General features: G+C 61.3%; 19 protein-coding genes. 16 read left to right on the top strand and 3 right to left on the bottom strand.

From position 1 onward, the window contains the following. The first annotated feature begins 64 nt into the window (after nucleotides 1-64). The 4 genes from ABNU55_RS01725 (at nucleotide 65) to ABNU55_RS01710 (ending at nucleotide 2,314) form a co-directional block, all read left to right on the top strand. Nucleotides 65-205, top strand: coding sequence for an entericidin A/B family lipoprotein (locus ABNU55_RS01725; protein ID WP_290754652.1), 141 nt, complete (start codon nucleotides 65-67; stop codon nucleotides 203-205). An 84-nt stretch (nucleotides 206-289) separates the two neighbouring features. Next, on the top strand, nucleotides 290-1,255 hold the full coding sequence (locus tag ABNU55_RS01720) for a rhodanese-related sulfurtransferase (RefSeq protein WP_290754650.1): 966 nt from the start codon (nucleotides 290-292) through the stop codon (nucleotides 1,253-1,255). After that, on the top strand, nucleotides 1,248-1,649 hold the full coding sequence (locus ABNU55_RS01715; RefSeq protein ID WP_290754648.1) for a GFA family protein: 402 nt from the start codon (nucleotides 1,248-1,250) through the stop codon (nucleotides 1,647-1,649). The genes ABNU55_RS01720 and ABNU55_RS01715 overlap by 8 nt, the downstream gene beginning before the upstream one ends. Next, entirely contained in the window at nucleotides 1,649-2,314 is a 666-nt protein-coding gene (locus ABNU55_RS01710) for a glutathione S-transferase (RefSeq protein WP_290754647.1), read from the top strand. The genes ABNU55_RS01715 and ABNU55_RS01710 overlap by 1 nt, the downstream gene beginning before the upstream one ends. 19 nt (nucleotides 2,315-2,333) lie before the next feature. Here the strand turns inward: ABNU55_RS01710 and alaS are convergent, their stop codons facing one another. Continuing rightward, nucleotides 2,334-4,985 (bottom strand): alanine--tRNA ligase, encoded by a 2,652-nt coding sequence (gene alaS / locus ABNU55_RS01705; RefSeq protein WP_290754645.1) that lies wholly within the window; start codon nucleotides 4,983-4,985, stop codon nucleotides 2,334-2,336. Between the two features lie 167 nt (nucleotides 4,986-5,152). Next, nucleotides 5,153-6,256, bottom strand: a complete 1,104-nt coding sequence (gene recA, locus ABNU55_RS01700) for a recombinase RecA (RefSeq protein ID WP_348764201.1) — start codon at nucleotides 6,254-6,256, stop codon at nucleotides 5,153-5,155. A 183-nt stretch (nucleotides 6,257-6,439) separates the two neighbouring features. Here recA and ABNU55_RS01695 point away from each other — a divergent pair, with 183 nt between their 5' ends. The 5 genes from ABNU55_RS01695 (at nucleotide 6,440) to ABNU55_RS01675 (ending at nucleotide 9,600) form a co-directional block, all read left to right on the top strand. Then, nucleotides 6,440-7,231, top strand: coding sequence for a hypothetical protein (locus ABNU55_RS01695; protein WP_348764200.1), 792 nt, complete (start codon nucleotides 6,440-6,442; stop codon nucleotides 7,229-7,231). 78 nt (nucleotides 7,232-7,309) lie between these two features. Continuing rightward, nucleotides 7,310-7,528, top strand: coding sequence for a DUF2093 domain-containing protein (locus ABNU55_RS01690; protein WP_290748931.1), 219 nt, complete (start codon nucleotides 7,310-7,312; stop codon nucleotides 7,526-7,528). After that, nucleotides 7,525-8,421 (top strand): M23 family metallopeptidase, encoded by an 897-nt coding sequence (locus ABNU55_RS01685; RefSeq protein ID WP_290748930.1) that lies wholly within the window; start codon nucleotides 7,525-7,527, stop codon nucleotides 8,419-8,421. Before ABNU55_RS01690 ends, ABNU55_RS01685 begins: the two co-directional genes overlap by 4 nt. 14 nt (nucleotides 8,422-8,435) lie before the next feature. Next, the gene (locus tag ABNU55_RS01680) at nucleotides 8,436-9,284 is read left to right on the top strand and encodes an SDR family oxidoreductase (protein ID WP_290748928.1); all 849 of its coding nucleotides are present in this window, start codon (nucleotides 8,436-8,438) and stop codon (nucleotides 9,282-9,284) included. Nucleotides 9,285-9,390: 106 nt separating this feature from the next. Next, on the top strand, nucleotides 9,391-9,600 hold the full coding sequence (locus tag ABNU55_RS01675) for a dodecin (RefSeq protein ID WP_290748926.1): 210 nt from the start codon (nucleotides 9,391-9,393) through the stop codon (nucleotides 9,598-9,600). Nucleotides 9,601-9,634: 34 nt separating this feature from the next. Here ABNU55_RS01675 and ABNU55_RS01670 read toward each other — a convergent pair whose 3' ends face one another. After that, nucleotides 9,635-10,606, bottom strand: coding sequence for a quinone oxidoreductase (locus tag ABNU55_RS01670; RefSeq protein ID WP_290748924.1), 972 nt, complete (start codon nucleotides 10,604-10,606; stop codon nucleotides 9,635-9,637). A gap of 52 nt (nucleotides 10,607-10,658) precedes the next feature. Here ABNU55_RS01670 and rnhB point away from each other — a divergent pair, with 52 nt between their 5' ends. The 7 genes from rnhB (at nucleotide 10,659) to ABNU55_RS01635 (ending at nucleotide 20,964) form a co-directional block, all read left to right on the top strand. Beyond that, nucleotides 10,659-11,225: a ribonuclease HII gene (gene rnhB / locus ABNU55_RS01665; protein ID WP_290748921.1), complete on the top strand. Its 567-nt coding sequence runs from the start codon at nucleotides 10,659-10,661 to the stop codon at nucleotides 11,223-11,225. 97 nt (nucleotides 11,226-11,322) lie between these two features. Next, nucleotides 11,323-12,954 carry an acyl-CoA synthetase gene (locus ABNU55_RS01660; protein WP_290748919.1) on the top strand — a complete coding sequence of 544 codons (1,632 nt, stop codon included), beginning with the start codon at nucleotides 11,323-11,325 and terminating at the stop codon, nucleotides 12,952-12,954. Between the two features lie 299 nt (nucleotides 12,955-13,253). Continuing rightward, nucleotides 13,254-15,575: a TonB-dependent receptor gene (locus ABNU55_RS01655; protein ID WP_290748917.1), complete on the top strand. Its 2,322-nt coding sequence runs from the start codon at nucleotides 13,254-13,256 to the stop codon at nucleotides 15,573-15,575. A gap of 428 nt (nucleotides 15,576-16,003) precedes the next feature. Next, on the top strand, nucleotides 16,004-16,513 hold the full coding sequence (locus ABNU55_RS01650; protein WP_290748914.1) for a hypothetical protein: 510 nt from the start codon (nucleotides 16,004-16,006) through the stop codon (nucleotides 16,511-16,513). A gap of 83 nt (nucleotides 16,514-16,596) precedes the next feature. Further along, on the top strand, nucleotides 16,597-17,619 hold the full coding sequence (locus tag ABNU55_RS01645; protein ID WP_290748912.1) for a UbiA family prenyltransferase: 1,023 nt from the start codon (nucleotides 16,597-16,599) through the stop codon (nucleotides 17,617-17,619). A gap of 56 nt (nucleotides 17,620-17,675) precedes the next feature. Beyond that, nucleotides 17,676-18,554 (top strand): tRNA 2-thiocytidine(32) synthetase TtcA, encoded by an 879-nt coding sequence (gene ttcA, locus ABNU55_RS01640; RefSeq protein ID WP_290748909.1) that lies wholly within the window; start codon nucleotides 17,676-17,678, stop codon nucleotides 18,552-18,554. 190 nt (nucleotides 18,555-18,744) lie between these two features. Beyond that, the gene (locus tag ABNU55_RS01635) at nucleotides 18,745-20,964 is read left to right on the top strand and encodes a carbohydrate binding family 9 domain-containing protein (RefSeq protein WP_290748907.1); all 2,220 of its coding nucleotides are present in this window, start codon (nucleotides 18,745-18,747) and stop codon (nucleotides 20,962-20,964) included. Nucleotides 20,965-21,013 lie beyond the last annotated feature (49 nt).

Raw genomic sequence — 21,013 nt, 5'->3', positions numbered from 1 at the left:
AATTAGCGGTCAGGTCGGGAGGTCCGGCCCGACATTGGTGGATTATCCGCAAAAGGAAATCGAAATGAAAAAGATCTCTCTTGCTCTCGCTGCCCTGCTCACGCTCGGCGCTGTCACCGCCTGTAACACCGTCGAAGGTGTTGGCGAAGATGTCCAGGCAACTGGTGACGCGGTCAGCGAAGCTTCCCGCGAAGCCCGCAACTAATCAGATTACGAGTTCAGGCGGCACCCAGCGCCCCTGAACCTCGTTCTGGAAGCTCATGGCCAGCTCTGGCATAAGGAGCCGGTCATGAGCTTTCGCGTATCTGCCTTCTATAAATTCGTGCCTTTCGACGACCCGCAAGCCATTCGCGCGCAGGTGGCCGAGGGCTTTTGCCGTCTTGGCGTGAAAGGGACCGTCCTTGTCGCCGCCGAAGGTCTGAACGGCACCATTGCCGCAGAAGGGGGCGCGCTGGATGAAGCGATGGCCATCCTTCGCGCTCTGCCTGGATGCAGCGACCTTGAGCACAAGGAAAGCCACGCCGACCAGATGCCGTTCTGGCGGCTGAAGGTCAGGCTTAAACGCGAAATCGTCACTATGGGCGTGCCGGGCACCGATCCCAACAGCCTCGTCGGCACCTATGTCGATCCGGAAGACTGGAACGCGCTGATCTCCGATCCGGACACGGTCCTGATCGATACCCGAAATGATTATGAGTACGGCATTGGCACCTTTGAGGGGGCGATAGACCCCGAAACCACCACCTTTCGGGAGTTTCCGGACTGGTTTCGCGATTTCCGCGAAAAACTCCAATCAGAGGGCCGCAAGCCCAGGATCGCCATGTTCTGCACAGGCGGCATTCGCTGTGAGAAAGCGACAAGCTTCGTTAAGTCCGAAGGCATAGATGAAGTGTTCCACCTGAAGGGCGGTATCCTCAAATATCTGGAAACCGTGCCCCAGCCTGACAGCAAGTGGCAGGGCGAGTGTTTCGTCTTCGACCAGCGTGTATCTGTCGGCCACGGGCTTGAGATCGGCAATTACGAGCTTTGTCATGGGTGCAAGCGGCCCGTCAGCGAGGCTGAACGCCTCGATCCGCGCTATGAGGAAGGTATCTGCTGTCCCGCCTGCCACGACACGGTCACCGATGAACAGCGTGCGCGTTTCGCCGAGCGTCAGAAACAGGTCGAGCTGGCAGAGCAGCGCGGCGAAGCGCATATCGGGCGCAAGGGGACCAAATCGGAAATAGGGGCAGGAAAGGGAGCTGGGGATGATTGAGGGAAGCTGCTTGTGCGGGACGGTACGCTACAGGGTGGACGCGCCGGAGGGGCCGATCATTCACTGCCACTGCGAGACATGCCGGAAAGCGCATTCGGCTGCCTTTTCGACGCTGATGCCTGTTCCGCGCAATGCGTTTCAGTGGATCGAAGGCGAGAGCCATCTCGGCAGTTATGAGTCGAGCCCGGGTAAGCTCCGCAAATTCTGCAGCCTCTGCGGCTCTCACCTCGTCGCCGACCGGCCTGACCAACCGGTCATCTTGCTGCGTCTCGGCTGCGTGGACAGCGAAATTGCCGGTCGTCCGCAAGCGAGTATCTGGCGTTCTGATGGTGCGGACTGGTATGATCCAGCAGCATCGATCCCGGAGTTTCCGAAAGGTATCCCTTCTTCCTGATGCCCTCTTCAAGGCTTCCAGTCCTGTACTCTTTCCGCCGCTGCCCCTATGCGATGCGCGCCCGGCTTGCCATTCAGGCGGCCGGTCTTGAATGCCGCCTCCGGGAGGTCGTCCTGCGGGATAAGCCGCAGGAAATGCTCGAGGTTTCGCCCAAGGGGACAGTGCCCGTGCTGATCCTGGAAGACGGCCGCGTCGTGGATGAGAGCCTCGATGTCATGCTTCACGCGCTGGAGGGCAATGACCCGGAGGGCTGGCTCAACCCGGAGGAAGGCACGCGGGATGAGATGCTGGACCTCATCGCCGCCTGCGATGGCCCGTTCAAGCATCATCTCGACCGCTACAAATATGCCAGCCGCTATGAGGAGGAGGGCGCGGTCTCGGAGGACCATCGCAAGGCGGGGTCGGCTTTCCTGGAAACGCTCGACGCGCGTCTTGCGACGCGCGATCAGTTATTTGGCACGCGGGTCTCTCTCGCCGATATGGCGGTCATGCCTTTCATCCGCCAGTTCGCGAACACGGACAGGGACTGGTTCGACGCCTCGCCCTATCCAAACCTCAAGGAATGGCTGGCGGCGCACCTTGCCAGTCCGCGCTTCAAGTCCGTCATGCCCAAATTCGAACAGTGGAAGACGGGCGACACGGAGCCGGTCTTTCCATCTGCCTGATCGGGTCTGCTGGCGGCGTTTAACCGGCGAGTGACTTTCTAACGGCGTCCAGCGCCGCTTCTGCCTTGTCGCCATCGGGGCCGCCAGCCTGGGCCATATCCGGACGCCCGCCGCCGCCCTTGCCGCCGACTTCAGCGGCCGCCACACGAACGAGATCGACAGCCGAGACCTTGTCTGTCAGATCGTCCGTCACACCCACAGCGACAGCTGCCTTGCCTTCATTCACCCCAATGAAGACGGCGATGCCTGAACCAAGCTTGCCCTTGGCCTCATCAACCAGGCCGCGAAGATCCTTGCCGCCCACGCCTTCGGCAACGCGCGCGATCAGCTTGAACCCGCCAATGTCTTCAGGACCGGACGGCGCAGCGCCGCCGCCCCCACCCATGGCGAGCTTGCGCTTCGTCTCGGCCAGTTCGCGTTCAAGATTGCGGCGCTCTTCCATCAGGCTGCCCACCTTGCGGCTGACATCCTTGAGCGGGACCTTGAGCTGGTCTGACAGGTCCAGCGCAACCTGGGCCCGGCCTTTCAGGAAGGCGAGCGCCTCAGCGCCTGTTGCCGCCTCGATCCGGCGTATACCGGCAGAGACACCGCCCTCTGACGTGATCACGAACGCGGCGATGTCGCCTGTGCGGGCCACATGGGTGCCACCGCACAGCTCCACTGAATAGGCCGGTTTTTCCTCATCCAGCGGCCGTCCCATTGAGAGGACACGAACCTCATCGCCATATTTTTCGCCGAAGAGGGCAAGGGCACCGGCCTCAATGGCCTTGTCCGGCGCCATGGTCTGGATCCGCGCCTCGTCATTCTGGCGGATCACCTGGTTTACCTCGTCCTCGATTGCCTCAATTTCGGCACTGCTGAGCGGGCCTCCATGAGAGAAGTCGAACCGCAGGCGGTCCTCTTCGACCAGCGAACCTTTCTGGGTGACATGCGGGCCAAGCACATTGCGAAGCGCGGCATGAAGAAGGTGCGTTGCCGAATGGTTTGCGCGGATACGCTGGCGCCGCGCGGCATTGGCGATCAGCTCGGCCTCATCGCCGGTCTTTATGCTTCCGTCGGTCAGCTCGCCGACATGAACGTGAAGATCGCCGGCGCGCTTCTGAACGTCGCGGACGATGAAACGCGCTCCGGATGCAAAGTGAATCTCGCCATGATCGCCAGCCTGCCCGCCGCTTTCGGCATAGAAGGGTGTACGGTCAAAGACGAGCTGGCAGTCACCGGGGCCAGCCTCGTCCGCAATTTCGCCCGATGTGACAATCGCCTTCAGCGTGCCCTTGTCCTCAGTGCCCGCATAGCCAAGGAAATTGGTTGCGCCGATCTTGTCGCGGACCTTGAACCATACGCCCTCAGACGCGGTATCGCCGGATCCGGACCAGGCATCGCGCGAGGCGGATTTCTGCTCGGCCATCGCCGCATCGAAGCCGGCCTGATCGACGCTCATGCCGCGCCCGCGCAGGATATCGGCCGTAAGGTCCAGCGGGAAGCCATAGGTGTCGTAAAGCCTGAACGCTGTTTCACCGGCAAGCTCGCTGCCTTCGCCAAGGCCTTCGGTGGCGTCATCCAGCAAGGCAAGGCCCCGGCCGAGGGTGCGCTGGAAGCGGGCTTCTTCCTGCTCAAGTGCCGCTTCGATGGCGGGCTGTGCGCGGCCAAGTTCCGGGTAGGCCTCACCCATTTCCTGGGTAAGCGCCCCGACCAGCCGGTGCATCATGGGTTCGCGCGCGCCAAGAATATGGCCGTGGCGCATGGCCCGGCGCATGATGCGCCGCAGGACGTAACCACGCCCTTCATTCGACGGGGTCACACCATCAGCGATCAGGAAGGCGGATGTACGCAGATGGTCCGCAATCACCCTGAACGAAGCGAGGCTGTCGCCTGCCGCTTTCGCCTTGTAGACTTCCTCTTCGGCCGCAATCAGCGACTGGAAAAGATCGATCTCATAATTATTGTGGACGCCCTGAAGAACAGCGGCCATGCGCTCGAGCCCCATGCCGGTATCGATGGAGGGCTTGGGCAGGTCCTTGCGCGTGCCATCGGCCTGCTGCTCATACTGCATGAAGACCAGATTCCAGATCTCGATGAAACGGTCGCCATCTTCATCCGGAGAGCCGGGCGGGCCGCCGGGGATCTTGTCGCCATGGTCAAAGAATATCTCTGAGCACGGCCCACACGGACCGGTGTCGCCCATCGACCAGAAATTGTCGGAGGTCGCGATCGGAATGATCCGGTCGTCGGGAAGACCGGCCACCTTTTTCCAGAGCGCAGCCGCCTCGGTGTCTTCGGAATAGACCGTCACCAGGAGCCGGTCCTTGGAGAGGCCAAACTCCTTCGTCACCAGCTCCCAGGCGAAGGAGATGGCGTCATCCTTGAAATAATCGCCAAACGAGAAATTGCCGAGCATCTCGAAAAATGTGTGGTGCCGGGCCGTATAGCCGACATTGTCGAGATCATTATGCTTGCCGCCGGCGCGCACACATTTCTGTGAACTTGTCGCGCGCGGTGCGAATGGTGTCTCGGCGCCGGTGAAGATATTCTTGAACGGGACCATGCCCGCATTCACGAAAAGCAGGCTCGGGTCATTGTCCGGCACAAGCGGCGCCGAGGCCCGGCGTGCATGACCCTGACGCTCGAAATAGGAAAGAAATGTCTCTCGAAGCTGATTGACGCTTGTCATCGTGTCGTCTGGTCCGTTCCTGCCGCTCGTTCAAAATCCGAGCGCCCGGCCGATACCGGCCGGGCGCCTTACAGGATGGATATAAAGGGTCGGGCGGGACACGCCAAGAAGAAGGCGCTTTCCCGCTTCAGTTCAGCGCAGCCGCGCAGGCTGTTCCCCATGCCGGATCACCCGGCTTCAGCCTGATCGTCGTCTTCCTTGGCCGCAGCCTCTGCTTCTTCCTCTGCAGAGAGCATTTCGCCCGACAGGAGCCCCGACTGACGGCGAATTTCCATCTCGATTTCATTGGCGATATCGGGATTGTCCTTGAGGAATTGTCGGGTCTTCTCGCGGCCCTGGCCAATCCGCTCTTCCTTGTAGGAATACCAGGAACCGGCTTTCTCCACGACTTCACATTTGACGCCAAGGTCGATGAGTTCGCCTGTCTTGGAAATCCCCTCACCATAGAGAATATCGAATTCGACCTGCCGGAAAGGCGGCGCCACCTTGTTCTTGACCACCTTGACCCGGGTCTGGTTGCCGATCGTCTCGTCGCGGTCCTTGATGGCACCGATGCGGCGGATATCGAGACGGACAGAGGCGTAGAATTTCAGGGCGTTCCCGCCGCTGGTGGTTTCCGGGCTGCCGAACATCACACCGATCTTCATACGGATCTGGTTGATGAAGATGACCATACATTTCGACTTGGAGATCGAGGCCGTCAGCTTGCGCAGCGCCTGGCTCATCAGGCGGGCCTGCAGGCCCGGCAGCGAATCGCCCATCTCGCCCTCAATCTCGGCGCGCGGCGTCAGCGCCGCCACGGAATCGATAACCAGCAGATCGACGGCGCCGGAGCGCACCAGCGTGTCGGCAATCTCAAGTGCCTGCTCACCGGTATCGGGCTGGGAAACGAGGAGATCATCAAGATCGACGCCCAGCTTGGCGGCATAGGAGGGATCAAGCGCATGTTCCGCATCAATAAAGGCGCAAACCCCGCCATCCTTCTGCGCTTCAGCGACCGCATGCAGCGACAGCGTCGTCTTGCCGGAGCTTTCAGGCCCGTAAATCTCGACGATCCGGCCCTTGGGCAGGCCGCCGATACCGAGCGCGATGTCGAGGCCCAGCGAGCCGGTCGAGACCGCTTCTATGTCGAGCGCCTTCTGATCGCCCAGCCGCATGACCGAGCCCTTGCCGAAAGAGCGCTCAATATTGGACAGCGCTGTTTCCAGTGCCTTTTGCTTATCCACGCCGGATTCCTTGTCCACGAGTTGCAGATTGCCGCGTTTGGCCATGTTCAGTCTCCTCATATATGGCCTCGCTTTGCAAGGCCGGCGTCTGTGACGGAGCGCAGTCTGTACCACACTTGTTCACGAGAACAAAACAAAAACTTTGAGGCGCATCCAGATGCTTGCCCAAGGCCATGAAACCCGCCTAGTGTCTGGATGAGACCCAAGCAGAGCGGCAGTGCGAGCCATATGACATCGATTCGAGCCCTTCGTCGCGGGCTACTCTCCAGTGCGGGCCTGGCACTCGCCCTCAGCCTTCCGTCGGCGGGCGCCCAGGAGAATGAGGCCCCTCCGACGACGCTGCCCTTCGAGCCGACCGTGCCTTCGGCGCCGCCAGGCTTTGAGCCTGCCCCGTCCAGTCCGGGGGGCCAGGACCAGTCACGCCAGCCATCCCCGCAGCCCGCGCCACCCCCTCCCCCGCCGCCAGGCGACGCGCTTTGCTATGAGGTTGGCCCCTATATCCGCGCGGGCGCATCCGCCGCCCGCTTCGCCGCACTCAGCCCGGCAACCGCTGCGGGCCGCGCGATTGGCAGCTTCGAGGCCGGCGACGCACTGAAAGAACTGGGCGCAGGCCAGTGCGTTGTCGTCATTCCGGGCGCCGAACCTTTCAGTGCGGGCGCACCCTACAATCAGGTCACCTGCACGCTGGCCATCGAACAGTCCGACCAGACCGGCCTTGAGGCCCTCCGCAGCCAGCGCGACCGGCTGACGGACCGTATCGCAGAGTGTCCCGATATGGCCGAATGGACAGCCGAACTCGTCAACACGTCTGGCGAGCGCGAGGACACGCTGACGTCCGATCAGGTTTTCAGCCACCCGGATGTTGAGGTCGAAATGGTCGTCCGGGCCAGTCAGCGGCTGAAATCGGGCCAGTGGCCAGACAATTACATCCGTACGCTGGCGCTCATCCTGCGCACGCCCAATCCCGACCGTCCCGAACCGGAGGCCCTGCCGGAAGACCCCGGGACCGGGCCGGACTGACCGCCCCACCTATATAAGCGACCAGAAAGCTGTAGGTGCGGCCTTTGCAATCGGCGCGCGCGGGACCATTATTGGCCCATGCTTTCCAGAACCGGACCTGCTGGCGGCGAGGCCAGACTCTATTATCTCGACGGCGACATCGAAGTCGTCGAACCCGGCGATTATGTCACCTGCGCGGTGACAGGCCGGAAAATCCCGATTGCGGCCCTGCGCTACTGGAGCGTCGATCTTCAGGAGCCCTATATCGACGCTGCCGCAGCCGCGTCCCGCATGGTTGACGGCAAGACACCCGGATGAGGGCGCTCTGCCTCGCGGGCCTGACGCTGGCGGCGCTGGCCGCAAGTCCCGGCCATGCCAGCGCACAAGCCGCCTCATCCCTTTCCTGCTCGGGTATCGCAAAACAGGGCGGCCTTCTGACATGTACCGGACCGGCAGATGTCCGCATCCGCGTCGCCGGTGAAGACGGCAGCGGCGCGCGCACCGTCCGCAGTGATGAGCGCGGCACCTTCACCGTGGGCCTCACGCGTAAGGAGCCGAGCCCGCTGATCCTGACCGCTACCGAGGCCGGCATCCCCCCGCTTGCCGTTGATATCGCCCCACGCAATGACGATTTCCGCCTTCTGCGTGGGCTGGACTGCGACAAGGTGGATGCGCGCACCGAAGCACAGCTCAAACATGTCGAGGAAAGCTGGCTGAAGAAAAAGGCCGCGTTCGAGACCTTTAATGATGGCCCCGGCGCCAGCGAAGGCTTCATCCGGCCGGCGGAAGGGCGCGCAAGCTCCCCCTTTGGACCGGAACGCAAATATGTCGGCACCGGCGCCGACGGCGAAAGCTGTGAAAAGGTCTCGGTGCATGAGGGCTATGACATCGCTGCGCCCGTCGGCACACCGATAAAGGCGCCCGCCCCCGGAACGGTCATTCTCGCCGACCCGGATCTTTATTATGAAGGCGGAAGCATCTTCCTCGACCACGGCCGCGGCCTCGTCTCGGTCTTCATGCACATGTCGAAGGTGGACGTGGAAGCCGGCGAGCAGGTCGAGGCAGGCGACCCGCTTGGGCTCACCGGAAATACCGGCCGCACGACCGGGCCCCACCTCCACTGGGCGGTGAAGTGGAGAAATCAGGAAACTCAGGAGAGGGATGGGGATTTCTATATAGACCCGGCGCTTCTTTTAGCGCTCGAGCCTTAGACAGGAGATACCTCATGACCCAGACCAAGAATGCCGTCGTGACGGGCGGTGCCTCCGGTATGGGCCTCGAAATGGCCCGCTGCATCATCGAACGCGGCGGCAGGGTCCTTATTGCCGACATGGATGACAAGGCGCTCGCGAAGGCCGCAAAGGACCTTGGCGACAGTGCCGTTACACAGAAAGCCGATGTCTCGAAGCCCGGAGATATCGAGACCCTGGCCGAAAAAGCCTTTGATGAGCTTGTCCATGTCGATCTCGTCTTTGCCAATGCCGGCCTGCAATTCGACGCGCCGGTGATCGAGGCGACGCCTGAAGAGTTCGATCTTCAATATGGGACGAATGTGAAAGGCAGCTGGATGACGGCCCGCGCCTTCGCACGCCGCTGGATCGACCGGAGCGAGGAAGGCCGCATCTGCTTTACCGGGTCGGAACACAGCCTCGGCTTCCAGCATGATGGTGCAGCGCTCTACACGGGCACCAAGCATGCCATCCTTGGCCTCGCCGACGTCATGCGCCGGGAAATGCCTGAAAATGTCGGGGTAAGCGTCTTCTGCCCCGGCCTTGTGAATACAGGCTTCTATGCCAGCCGCGAGAAGGCCGGCCTCGATGAGGACGACGAGGCGCTGAAAGACGGCGAGAAACTCATGTCTATGGGCATGCCCGCGGCCAAGGCAGCGCGCGCGGCCGTCGAAGGCGCCCTGATGGGCGAATGGCTGATCATGACCCATGCGGTCGCCCGCGAGGGCGCAGAGGCGCGCTGGGAAGAGATCGACGATGCGTTCCGCCGGCAGGCGCCGCCCGGCTCCGATGACAGCAATTACAAGGTCCAGGAGCTGAAGAAGCAGATCAGCGCCGGCGGCTGACAGGGCCAGGGGGTCCGCGACGACAGGTCACGAATTTTCGGGTCTTTTCTGGAACATGCCGCGCCGCGCACCAGTTTCTTTCGGCGAAGCCATGAAAGGAAACACTATGTCCACCGATACATTTGCAATGACCAAAGTTGTCGGCACCTCGAAGACCTCAATCGAGGAAGCCATTGATGGCGCCCTGAAGAGCGCCAGCAAGACCATCCGCAACATGGACTGGTTCCACGTCACCGAGACGCGCGGCTATATCGAAGATGGCAAGGTCGCCTATTACCAGGTCTGCATCGAGATCGGCTTCAAATACGAAGGCTAGATCACCCCAGAAATCGATATCCCTTTTGACCGGCTCAAGGCTTCAGCAGCGTTGAGCCGGTTGTCTTTCCGCTTTCGATTGCCCGATGGGCCTCTGCCGCATCTTCAAGATTGAAGGTCTGGCCGATATTCGCCTTCAGCGTCCCGGTTCGAAGCGCGCCGAACAGGGCTGCGGCCCCGCGCTTCAGCCCTGCTTCATCGGCCACGAAATGGAACAGGCCCGGCCGCGTCATCACAAGCGATCCGCGGCGGTTCAGCTCTGTCGGGGCAAGCGGCTCAACAGCGCCCGACGCATTGCCATAGGTCACGAACCAGCCACGGCTCTTCAGGCTGTCGAGCGAGGCCTTGGCAGAATCCTTGCCCACGCTGTCATAAGCGACATCGACGCCCTTATTGTCTGTCAGCGCCCGCACGCGGCTTGCCACGTCTTCATTCGACAGGACAACTTCATCGGCGCCGAGCCCGCGCGCCATGTCTGCCTTTTCCTCACTGGACGTCACCGCGATGACGCGAACACCCATCGACGTTGCCCACGGCAGAAGAAGCGAGCCGACGCCCCCAACCGGCGCCCAGACCAGAGCGGTCTCGCCGGGCTGCGGGCGATAGACTTCAAACAACAGCATCCATGCGGTCAGGCCCTTGAGAAGCACGGCGGCGGCCTCATCCTCGGAAAGCCCTTCGGGCAGCTTCAGCATGCGCGCAGCCGGACCGGTGAAATGCGTCGCATAGGTGCCCTGCCCCAGATAGCAGACGCGGTCGCCAGCTTTCAGATCCTCGACGCCGTCGCCGACGGCCTCAACCGTGCCGGCGCCTTCCTGTCCGGGGGTGAAAGGCAGCTTCGCCGGATAGAGCCCGGTACGGAAATATGTGTCGATGAAGTTCAGGCCGATGGCGCTCTGGCGCACCAGAACCTCGCCCGGGCCGGGGTGGCGGGGCTCCATCTGTGTCTTTTCGAGCACATCCGGGCCGCCAAGTTCCCTAATCTGCACGCAATAGGCATCGCTCATTGGATTTTTCTCCCTGAATCGTGATTCTCTTCTGCTGATGAGGGAGATAGGAATGATCTGCGGCGTTGACGAGGCCGGACGCGGACCGTGGGCCGGCCCGGTGACGGCGGGCGCGGTCATTCTGGACCCTGCCCAGCCGATTGAGGGGCTAACAGATTCCAAGAAGCTGAACGAAGCCCACCGCGAAGCCCTATACCCGGAAATACGCGCCAAGGCGGTGACATTCGGAATCGGCTGGGCAAGCCCGGCAGAGATTGACCGGCTGAACATCCGCGAAGCCACCTTCCTTGCCATGACCCGCGCCATTGCCATCATGGGTCTGGTGCCGGGCGAAATCATCATTGATGGCAACTGTATGCCCAAACACCTGCCCTGCCCGGGCCGGGCCATTGTGAAGGGCGACCTTACCGAGCCTGCCATCTCTGCGGCATCCATCCTCGCCAAGGTCGCGCGTGACCGTGCCATGGTGGAGCTTTGCCATCGCTATCCCGGCTATGGGTTCAGCCAGCACAAGGGCTATGGCACGCCGGGCCATTCGAATGCGCTTCAAGAGCTCGGACCCTGCGGCTGCCATCGCAGGAGTTTCGCGCCTGTAGCCCGCGCCCTGAGCGCCGCCTGAAAACCGCGCCCCCGACGCCACGTAACCCCTCGTGAAGACGCTGGTTTGAGCCTACAAAGGGTCAAAACAAAAATGTTCATCGGAGGAAATAATCGTCATGGGCGACAGCATCTACAATCTGGGTGATCTACTCGACGCCGTCGGCGCCGAGCTCGGGGAAGAACATCCTGCCCTCATCCATGGCGACCGGGTCATAAGCTGGCCTGAAATGACCAGACGCTCGAACAATCTTGCGCGGGCCCTGCGTGAAATGGGCGCCGAGACGGGCGACAAGGCCGGTTTCTATCTGCGTAACCAGCCAGAATATATGGAAGCGCTGGCCGCCTGCTTCAAAGGCCGCTTCACCCATGTGAACGTCAATTATCGCTATCTCGACGATGAGCTGACCTATATTTTTGACAATTCAGACTCCGCCATCGTCTTTTTCGACAGGGAATTTCGCGAGCATGTCGAGCGCGTGCGCGACCGCCTGCCCAAGGTGAAGGTCTGGGTCGAGATTGGCGGCGATGGCGCCGATACACCTGACTTCGCCGTCGGATACGAAAGCCTCGCCACAAAGGGGAATGGCAAGCCGCTCGATATCGAACGCTCCGACGACGACCTCATCTTCCTGTATACAGGCGGCACGACCGGCATGCCGAAGGGCGTGATGTGGAGCCACAAGATCTGGCGCGAAAGCGGGCGCCAGTCGATGATCACGATCTATGGCTACGCCCCCGACACGATGGAGCAGCATCTGGGCTTCGTTCACGAGGTCGGAAGGTTCGGCCGCCAGCTCCCCGCCTGCCCGCTGATGCACGGGACCGGCCTCTTCACCGCCATGGGCGCGATCATTGCCGGCGGCTGCATTGTGACCCTCCAGAACACCAAGACATTTGACGCTGAAGAGCTCTGGGCCACCGTGGACCGGCGCGGCGTGACCGCCATGGCAATTGTGGGCGATGCCTTTGCCAAGCCCATGCTGCGCGTCCTGAATGAAAACCCCGGCAAGTATGACCTGTCTTCGGTCCAGACCATCACCAGTTCGGGCGTGATGTGGTCCATGGAGGTCAAGCGCGGCCTGATCGAACATATGCCGCAGGTCGCCCTGATGGATACTTTCGGCGCGTCTGAAGCTGTCGGCTTCGGCATGTCGGTGACGACGGCCGAAGGCACCCAGCAGACGGCGAGGTTCACTCTTGGGGAGAATTGCAAGGTCTTCACCGAAGACCGGCGCGAGGTGAAACCCGGCTCTGGTGAGCCCGGCTTTATCGCCCGGGGCGGGGCTGTGCCGCTTGGCTATTATAAAGACCCGGAGAAGACCGCGAAGACCTATTGGGAAGTAGATGGCGTGCGCTACGCCGTGCCGGGCGACTGGTGCACGGTTGAGGAAGACGGCACGATCACACTGCTTGGCCGCGGGTCGAACTGTATCAATTCGGCAGGTGAGAAGATCTACCCTGAAGAGGTGGAAGAGGCTCTGAAAAACCACGAAGCGGTACGCGATGCCCTCGTGGTCGGCCTGCCCGACGAGAAGTGGGGCCAGGCCGTGACCGCCGTGGTCGAGCTTAATGACGGCGCCGAGGTCGATCAGGACACGCTGAAAGCCTTCGTGCAGACGCGGCTTGCCCGCTACAAGGCCCCGAAGAGCATCCTGTTCAAACCAAGCCTTGGGCGCGCGCCGAACGGGAAGGCCGATTACAAATCGATCAAGGCCTTCGCCATGGAAAGCCTTGGCGTTTCAGCTTGATGAATCGTATTTGAGGCGGGCTCTACCGCATTATTGCAAGGCTCGCCTCAACTTTCAGGACCGATTTTTCCTCACTCCTTCTACCCGAGCGTGCGGATCGGCCTTATACTGTTGCAGGTTGGCCTCATTTGGCCTTTTTCTAACATCGCTCGTTCCTTGTGCTGGACCGCAGCAGCCGTGTCCAAACCCCATGCAAATTCAAATAGCTGTTTTATTTCCCACCTTATTTAATTGAGGGCGGTCTTCGCATTCCCTCTGCTCGGCCTCGAGGTCTGGTTAACAAGCAGAGGGGCTTTCCCATGAAACTGAAGCAATATGCATTACGCAGCTCGGCTATAGCTGTCGCTTTCCTGCTGCCCGTCGCGCCTTTCGCGGCGTCCGCGCAGGAAGAAACATCCGCAGAAGAGGCGCGCCAGGAGACCGTTTTCATCACGGGCCGGCGGGTTTCCACCACGGATGAGGCCATCGGCCTCGACGAGGCCACCAATACGGTCGCTGTGACGCGCGAAGAGCTGCTCTCGGCGCCATCCGGGATTTCCGGGCTCAAGATGCTTGAGAGCCTGCCGGGCTTCAACGTGCAGACCGACGGCGCGCTCGGGCTTTATGAGTTCGGCAACTCGGTCACGGTCCGCGCCTTCAACCTGCAGCAGATCGGCTTCGTCCTGGACGGCGTGCCGATGGGCCGCTCCGACGCATTCGGGGGCAGTCCGATCTTCCGCTATGTCGACAATGAGAACCTTGGCTCTGTGGTGGCGTCGCCCGGCGCCGGGGACGTCTCGCTGCCAAGCTATGCCTCGCTCGGCCCCATCGTGTCCTATAATACCGTTGCGCCGTCGGATGAGGCTGGCGGCATGATCGCCTACACAATCGGCGACGACAATCTGGAGCGCAGCTTCATCAAGCTTGAAACCGGCGACCTCAACGGCCTCTCTGCCTATATCAGCCGCTCCAAGACAGACAGCGACCTCTGGCGCGGCCCCGGCTCCATCGACCGTGAGCATATTGAAGGCAAGGTGGTGTATGAATTCGACGCCGATACCATCCTGTCGGCGGGCTATGTGGCGAACGAATTCTTCGACTATGACTCCCCGTCCGGCCCGGAGTCCCTGTTCGAGGATGACTATTATTACGGCTACCTTCCAGCCGTTCCAGACAGCTGTATCGATCCCCAGCCGGGCGTCTACGACTATAATGGCGACGGGACGGTCGATGGAGATGATTTCACGCCGGTCTTCACCGACAGCTCGTGTACCCAGTATTATGAGGACCGCATCAATATCCGCCAGGACGCGCTCTACCGGGTCAGTTTTGAAACTGACCTCACTGAAGGGCTCGACTTCAAGGCGACCTATTATTTTGAGGACAAGGACGGCTTCGGCGTTTCGCCCGACAGCTATGGCAACTCGCTCGGCATCTATCTCGACCAGGCGGAGGCCGGCCTCGATGTCGTCTGGCCGCGCGGCGTGCAATATGGCCTGTCGGAAGTCGGCGGCGAGCGCGAAGGCGTGGTGGGCGGCCTCACCTGGGCTGTGGCAAACCACACGGTGGAAGCCGGCGTCTGGTATGAAGACGAAACCTATAACCGCACTCAGCAGCGGCTGAACAAGACCGCCGGCAGCGCCGATGGCGATGTGCTCTTCGATGAGGTGGCCTATTACCGGCGCGACTACACCACCCAGCGTGAGACGGTGCAGCTCTATCTGAAAGACACGATCAGCCTGATGGATGACCGGCTCAATGTCGAAGTCGGCATCAAGAGCCTGCAGGTCGATTATTCGCTGGACGGCTACCGCGACTATAATGACTACGAAATCGATGGAGAGCCCGGCTACGGTCCGCAGAGCATAGATGCGGAATATGAGGACAATTTCCTGCCCATGATCGGGGCGGTTTATGATCTCAATCCGAATGACCAGATCTTTGCGTCCTACTCGCAGAACTATGCCTTGCCGCGCGGCGCCGACGACATTTTCGACAATGCGACCGCAACGCCGCTGCCTGCGCCCGAGGGCGAAGAGTCCGAGAACTTCGAGATCGGCTTGCGCACCAACAGGCCGTCCTTCTATGGCGCAGCCTCGCTCTACTACACGGCATTCGACAACCGTCTTCTGGAGAGCAGTGTCATCAACCCGGCCACCGGCCAGCCGGAAGCCTTCTATATCAATGGCGGCGAGACGACGGCTTACGGCGTTGAACTTTCAGGCGTTTATCAGCCTGATGTCTTCAATGACCAGCTCTACTTCACCGGCAACCTCACCTATAACAAATCCGAGGACGAGGATGGCTTCACACTGGCCGACAGCCCGGAATGGCTGGTCACCGGCGGTCTCACCTATGAGCCGACGACATGGCTGATTGCAAATATCTCCGGCAAGCACACCAGCGAGCGCTATGCCACCTTCACCGAAACCGGTGAAATGGAAGCCTTTACCGTGTTTGACGGCTATCTCGATATCGGTGGACCGAATGATTTCGGTCTGCCGGAAAATGTCGGGCTGCGGCTGAATGTCAGCAATATCTTCGACGAGGAAGTTCCGACTGCCTTCGTCTTTGCCGGCTCGGCTTTCTACCGCCCGCTCAATCCGCGCACATTCCAGGCGACCCTTACCGTTCACTTCTAGGACGGGCTTGTCCCAGACCAGAGAGCAGGCAGCCGGCACAAGCCGCGCTGCCTGTTTTCTTTTGGGCAGGATAAGGGGGATGCGACGCTGTCTGAGACAGGCCGGATTATCCAACCGGACGTAGCGGATCCATCCAGCGCAAAATGGCTCAAAATCACGGTGCATGGACGGTGCACGGGTGGTGCATGGGCGGTGTTTCCGGAGGCCATCTGCCGGTGGCCGGACGTGTCCCCCTCGCCGCCTTTTTGAAAATTTCGTGATCTTGCCGCAAAAGAGACCGGTCGCGCTTGGCAACCGCATCCAATTATCCGACCTTCAGGCCAACCGGTCCATAATTCGACAAGCCGGGGCACCTGCCTCTCACCGGTCAAGTCCGGGCCACTTATGCTCGCCCGTGTTCAGCCCGCCTATCTGAGGAAGCCATCATCATGCATCGCAGTCTGCCCCCGGCTTTCGGTCTTCTTCTGGCCGGTCTCACCCTGGCCGCGGGCTGGACATTCCTCAAGCCGGATAAAGCCGCAGGGCCGGAGGACGGCGTGACCGATCTGCCCGGCGCGCCCACCGCAAAGATCGCCGGTGACCCGGCCCGACCAAGTACCGAAACGGTCACCTATCTCATCGGCGACCGGGCAAGCTTCAATCCCGCCGATCTTGCTTCAGAGCTGACACTCGCCCTCTCACGCGGCAAGCCTGCCGACATTCGCGTGGACACCCATACCGATACTCTGCTTGAGAAGCCCGATAGCCAGGCGATGACCGACCTCTGGGCCGCTGAAGTGGACGAGCTTCTTGTCCTCCTCGGCGCCGACCCGACGATCATCACCACGACCGCGCATGGTGAGACCGATCTTGCTGTCGAGACAGAGGACGGCGTGCGGGAGCCTGCGAACCGGCGCGTGGTGGTGACGGTGGTGTATGGTCAGGGCCCGCCCGGCTGAGCGGCGGTTTGCATGGCAGGCCAGAGTTGATAGAGAGCGTGACCCGTGAAATTGCGCGTAGATTGGGGCGAATTAGCCAAGTCATGTCAAAGTCTGTACTGGTCCTGGACCTTGATGGCACGCTCATTCGCGGCGACATCACCCAGGAACTCCTGATCCTCTGCGCAAGACGGATGCCGCTGCATCTTCCCTATGCAATCTTGCTGCTCATCGTGAACCGGTCGAAGGCCAAGCGCTTCATGTCGGAGCGGTTGCACCAGTATATCGACCCGGCGCTTCTACCCTATGAACCGGCCGTCTTCGACCTTGTGGAAAAATACCGCAAGGACGGTCACAAGATCGGGCTTGTTTCCGGGACAGACGAGATCCTTGTCGAGAAGATCGCCGGCTATCTTGGTCTCGATTTCTTCAAGGGGTCGACGCCGGGTGTGAACCTCACCGCGCACCGCAAGGCGAAATTCCTGACCGACAATTACGGCGAGAACTTCATCTATGCCGGCAATTCGAAAGCCGACTTCGCTGTCTGGAAACTTGCCGAAAAGGGCTATGGCATCAATGCGCCGGGCAAGTCCTATCGCCTGCGCCGTGCGTCGGAAGTCGAGGCCGAAGTCGAACAGCTGGTGAAGAAGCGGGGCGAAATCCGGGCCCTTTTTACGGCGATGCACCCACAGCGCTGGGCGCTGAGCCTTCTGATCTTCCTTGTGCCGCTGATTATGCGGGACCAACTGGCGCCTGATGACTGGCGCCTTCTGGTGGCGGGCCTGATCGCTTTTTCGGTATTTTCCAGCGCGACCTATATTCTGGACGATCTGTTCGACATAGCCGATGACCGCGCGCATCATTCAAAACATGCCCGCCCTCTTGCCAGCGGCGCGCTGAGCATCCGCACCGCGCTGATCTTCATTGCCATCGCCTTCCCGCTATCCATTGCCGGCGCTTTTGCGATTGCGCCCCTGTTTGGAATTGTCACCATCGCCTATGGGCTGCTCGTTACCGCCGCCCTGTCGCGGCTGAAACGCGTGCCGGTTCTCAATATCGTTCTGTTTGCGAGCCTCTTCGTCATGCCAGTCCTGGGCGGCGCCGCAATTGCGGGCGCCCCGTTCTGACCGGCCCTGCGGGGCCCGGGATGACGCTTGAAAGCGAATGTGGCACAAGCGGCGCCATGGCTGACGATGTGATGACGGGGATGGTCCCGCCGCTTTTTGCCGATGTGCCGAAAAGCGTGTCCTTCAAGAAATTGCGCAAGCGGATCGTGCGCAGCGCGCTTCAGGCGGTGGACCAGTATGGCATGGTCGACCGAAGCCGAACGGGCGAGCCGCCGAAATGGCTGGTCTGCCTGTCGGGCGGCAAGGACAGCTATGGGCTGCTGGCGGCGCTGATCGACCTGAAATGGCAGGGCGCGCTTCCGGTGGAGCTGATCGCCTGCAATCTCGATCAGGGCCAGCCGGGCTTTCCGAAACACGTCCTGCCGGAATGGCTGGACAGGGTCGGCGTCAGATACCGGATCGAGACCGAAGACACCTATTCCATCGTGACCGAGAAAGTGCCGGAAAACCGCACCTTCTGTTCGATGTGCTCGCGCCTGCGCCGGGGCATTCTTTACCGGATCGCGCGCGAGGAAGGCTGTGAGGCCATCGTTCTGGGGCATCACCGCGACGATGCGCTTGAGACCTTCATGATGAATCTGGTGCATGGCGGGCGGATGGCGGCGATGCCGCCAAAGCTGCTCAATGATGCGGGCGATCTTTTCGTGCTGCGCCCGCTCATTACCTGCGCCGAGGATGATCTGGCAAAGTTCGCAGAGGCGATGGAATTCCCGATCATCCCCTGCAACCTTTGTGGCTCGCAGGACGGGCTGCAGCGGCAGGCGATGAAGGCGATGCTGGATGAGTGGGAGCGCAAGAAGCCCGGCGTGCGCCAGGTCATGGCGCATGCGCTGGCCACTGTGCGGCCAAGCCATCTGCACGATCCGCGTGTGTTCGACTTTGCGGGCCTCGCCCTTGGCGGCGCCGGCGAGGACGACCCGAACGTGCCGTTCTGATTCCGGCGCCTGATTTGCCCGGAAAATGAGCAAAAGGCCCGGTTTCGAAATCACGGGCGCTCAAACCGGCATCATCCCCCAAACTGCGTGCATGATCCCGCACGCGCCGAATGCCCTTCCAAACGGCTTTCTCTAGGGTCCGCCGGACTGATAAATGCCGGGCCTGCCTGCGCCCGCAGGGGGGACGACCGTGTTCAGAACAGCGGCCTTTGCCGTGATGTGCATGTTTTTTGCCGCGCCAGCTGTGGTGGCGCAGGAGGCATTTGACCGGGATTTCCAGACCTATACACCGCGCGTGACGCCCACCCGTATCGATAGCGCGGACGCGCCGGTGATCGATGGCAAGCTGGACGATGATGCCTGGGCCAAGGCGACGGTTCTGACGGAATTCTACCAGGTCGAACCGGAGATTGCCTATCCCGACGTGGAGACCCGGGTCTATCTCGCCCATGACGAGAACAATCTCTATGTCGGCGTCTATGCCTATGACGATGAGGTGGAGAATATCTTCGCCACCATCCTGGAGCGCGATGGCCAGGTCTGGCGCGATGACATGCTGCGCTTCTATATCGACCCGTTCGACACAGGCATCAGCGGCTTCGGCTTTGACGTGAATGCCCTTGGCGCGCGCGCCGAACGCCTCGTCCAGGCCAATCGCCCGCCCGTCGATGAATGGGATACGATCTGGGATTCGGCCGGGCAGATCGTCGAGGATGGCTGGACCGCCGAACTGGTCATTCCCTTCCGGTCGCTGAGCTTCGACCCCGGCGGAGATGGCTGGGGCCTGATGATCACACGCGAGCGCTCTCACAAGGCGCAGGAAATCCGCTGGGCGGCGATCGACCAGTCGGTCAACAAGTTCGGCTTTTCACGGGCCGGTCGACTTGAAGGCATTACCGACATCAATCGCGGTCATGGTCTCGACGTCCAGCTCCAGGCCGGCGTCACCGCCAATCGGGACTGGACTGAGCCGCGCGATGACGATGTCCGCCTCGAGCCGAGCGCCAATATCGCCTACAAGATCACGCCAAGCATGACCGGGCTGCTGACGCTCAATACCGATTTCTCGGACACGCCGCTCGATGCCCGCCAGATCAATACCGGCCGGTTCTCGCTCTTCTTTCCGGAGACCCGCGACTTCTTCCTGCAGGATGCCGCCTTCTTCGAGTTTGGTGGACAGACCTTCACACGCGGCTCCCAGTCGGTGCGCGCGATGTCCAATGTCCCGAATGGTCAGCCCTTCTTTTCACGGCGCATCGGTATCGTGAACGGCGAACGGGTGAAGATCCGCGGCGGTCTGAAGCTCAGCGGTGAAGCGGGCGGCTTCGAGATCGGCGCGCTGACCGCCCGGACGGGCGAGGCGCAGGGCATCGACTCCCAGACGCTTTCGGTTGCCCGAATTGCGACAGACCTTGGCCGCCAGCACCGTGTCGGGATTATTGCCACCCATGGCGACCCGACAGGGCGCACCGACAATACGGTCGCTGGGGTCGACTATCTCTACCAGACGCCGTCCTTTCTGGGGGGCAGCCGGATGCAGACGGACGTCTATTATCTCCTCTCCTCATCCTCGACCCGCGGGGATGACAGCTCCTTCGGGTTCAGGAGCGATTACCAGGGCGATGCGCTCGCCGGGGGTATTGAATTCCGTCAGATCGGCGATGATTTTGCCCCGGCCCTTGGCTTTGTGAACCGGGCGGGCACGCGCAACTATTCGGCCGCGATCAACCGTCGCCTGCGCCAGGGGCCGGACTGGATGCGCTGGTGGCAGTTTGGCACGCGCCACGAGTATATTACCGACCTCGACGGGCGCATGGAGACACGGCGCAATGAGCTTGTGGCCGGGCTCCAGACCCGCTGGACCGACGATCTGACGCTCTCACTGTCGGACGAACGCCAGGTCATCTTCACGCCGTTTTCCCTGCCGGGCGGTCTGGTGGTGCCGGTGGGGTCCTATGACAATGACGGGGCTACGCTGACCTTCCAGTCTTCCCTGACGCGGCCCTATGGCACGAAACTGGAGCTCAGCCATCAGGACTTCTATGGCGGGGACTCGACCAAATTCGCGAGCGATTTTCTCTACCGGCCCAATGCGCGGATCGACCTTCGTGCGTCCTATTCCATCGAGGCGATTTCGGTGCCGGCGGGCGATGTCGATGTGCAGATCGGCTCGGTCAACACGGTGTTCAATCTGAGCCCGGACCTCTCCATCTCGACGCAGACGCAATATGACAACATCTCCCACAGCCTCTCCTTCTTCGGCCGGGTCAACTGGGAGCTGAGGCCGCAGACCGAGCTTTTCATAGGGCTCGGCCATGGCGCGATCATCGAGGGAGACGACTTCCGCAGCAATTTCCGCTCAGTCCAGACGAGCGCGATCATCCGGCTGGGGAATACATTCAGGTTTTGAGGAACTTGCGGCACGTGCCGCCCATTTGCTCCGAAGAGCAAGGCTGGAG

It is taken from the genome of uncultured Henriciella sp. (assembly GCF_964005855.1).
GTDB lineage: Bacteria > Pseudomonadota > Alphaproteobacteria > Caulobacterales > Hyphomonadaceae > Henriciella.
The sequence above is the reverse complement of the archived record's forward strand: the minus strand, read 5'-3'. Positions and strand labels throughout refer to the sequence as shown.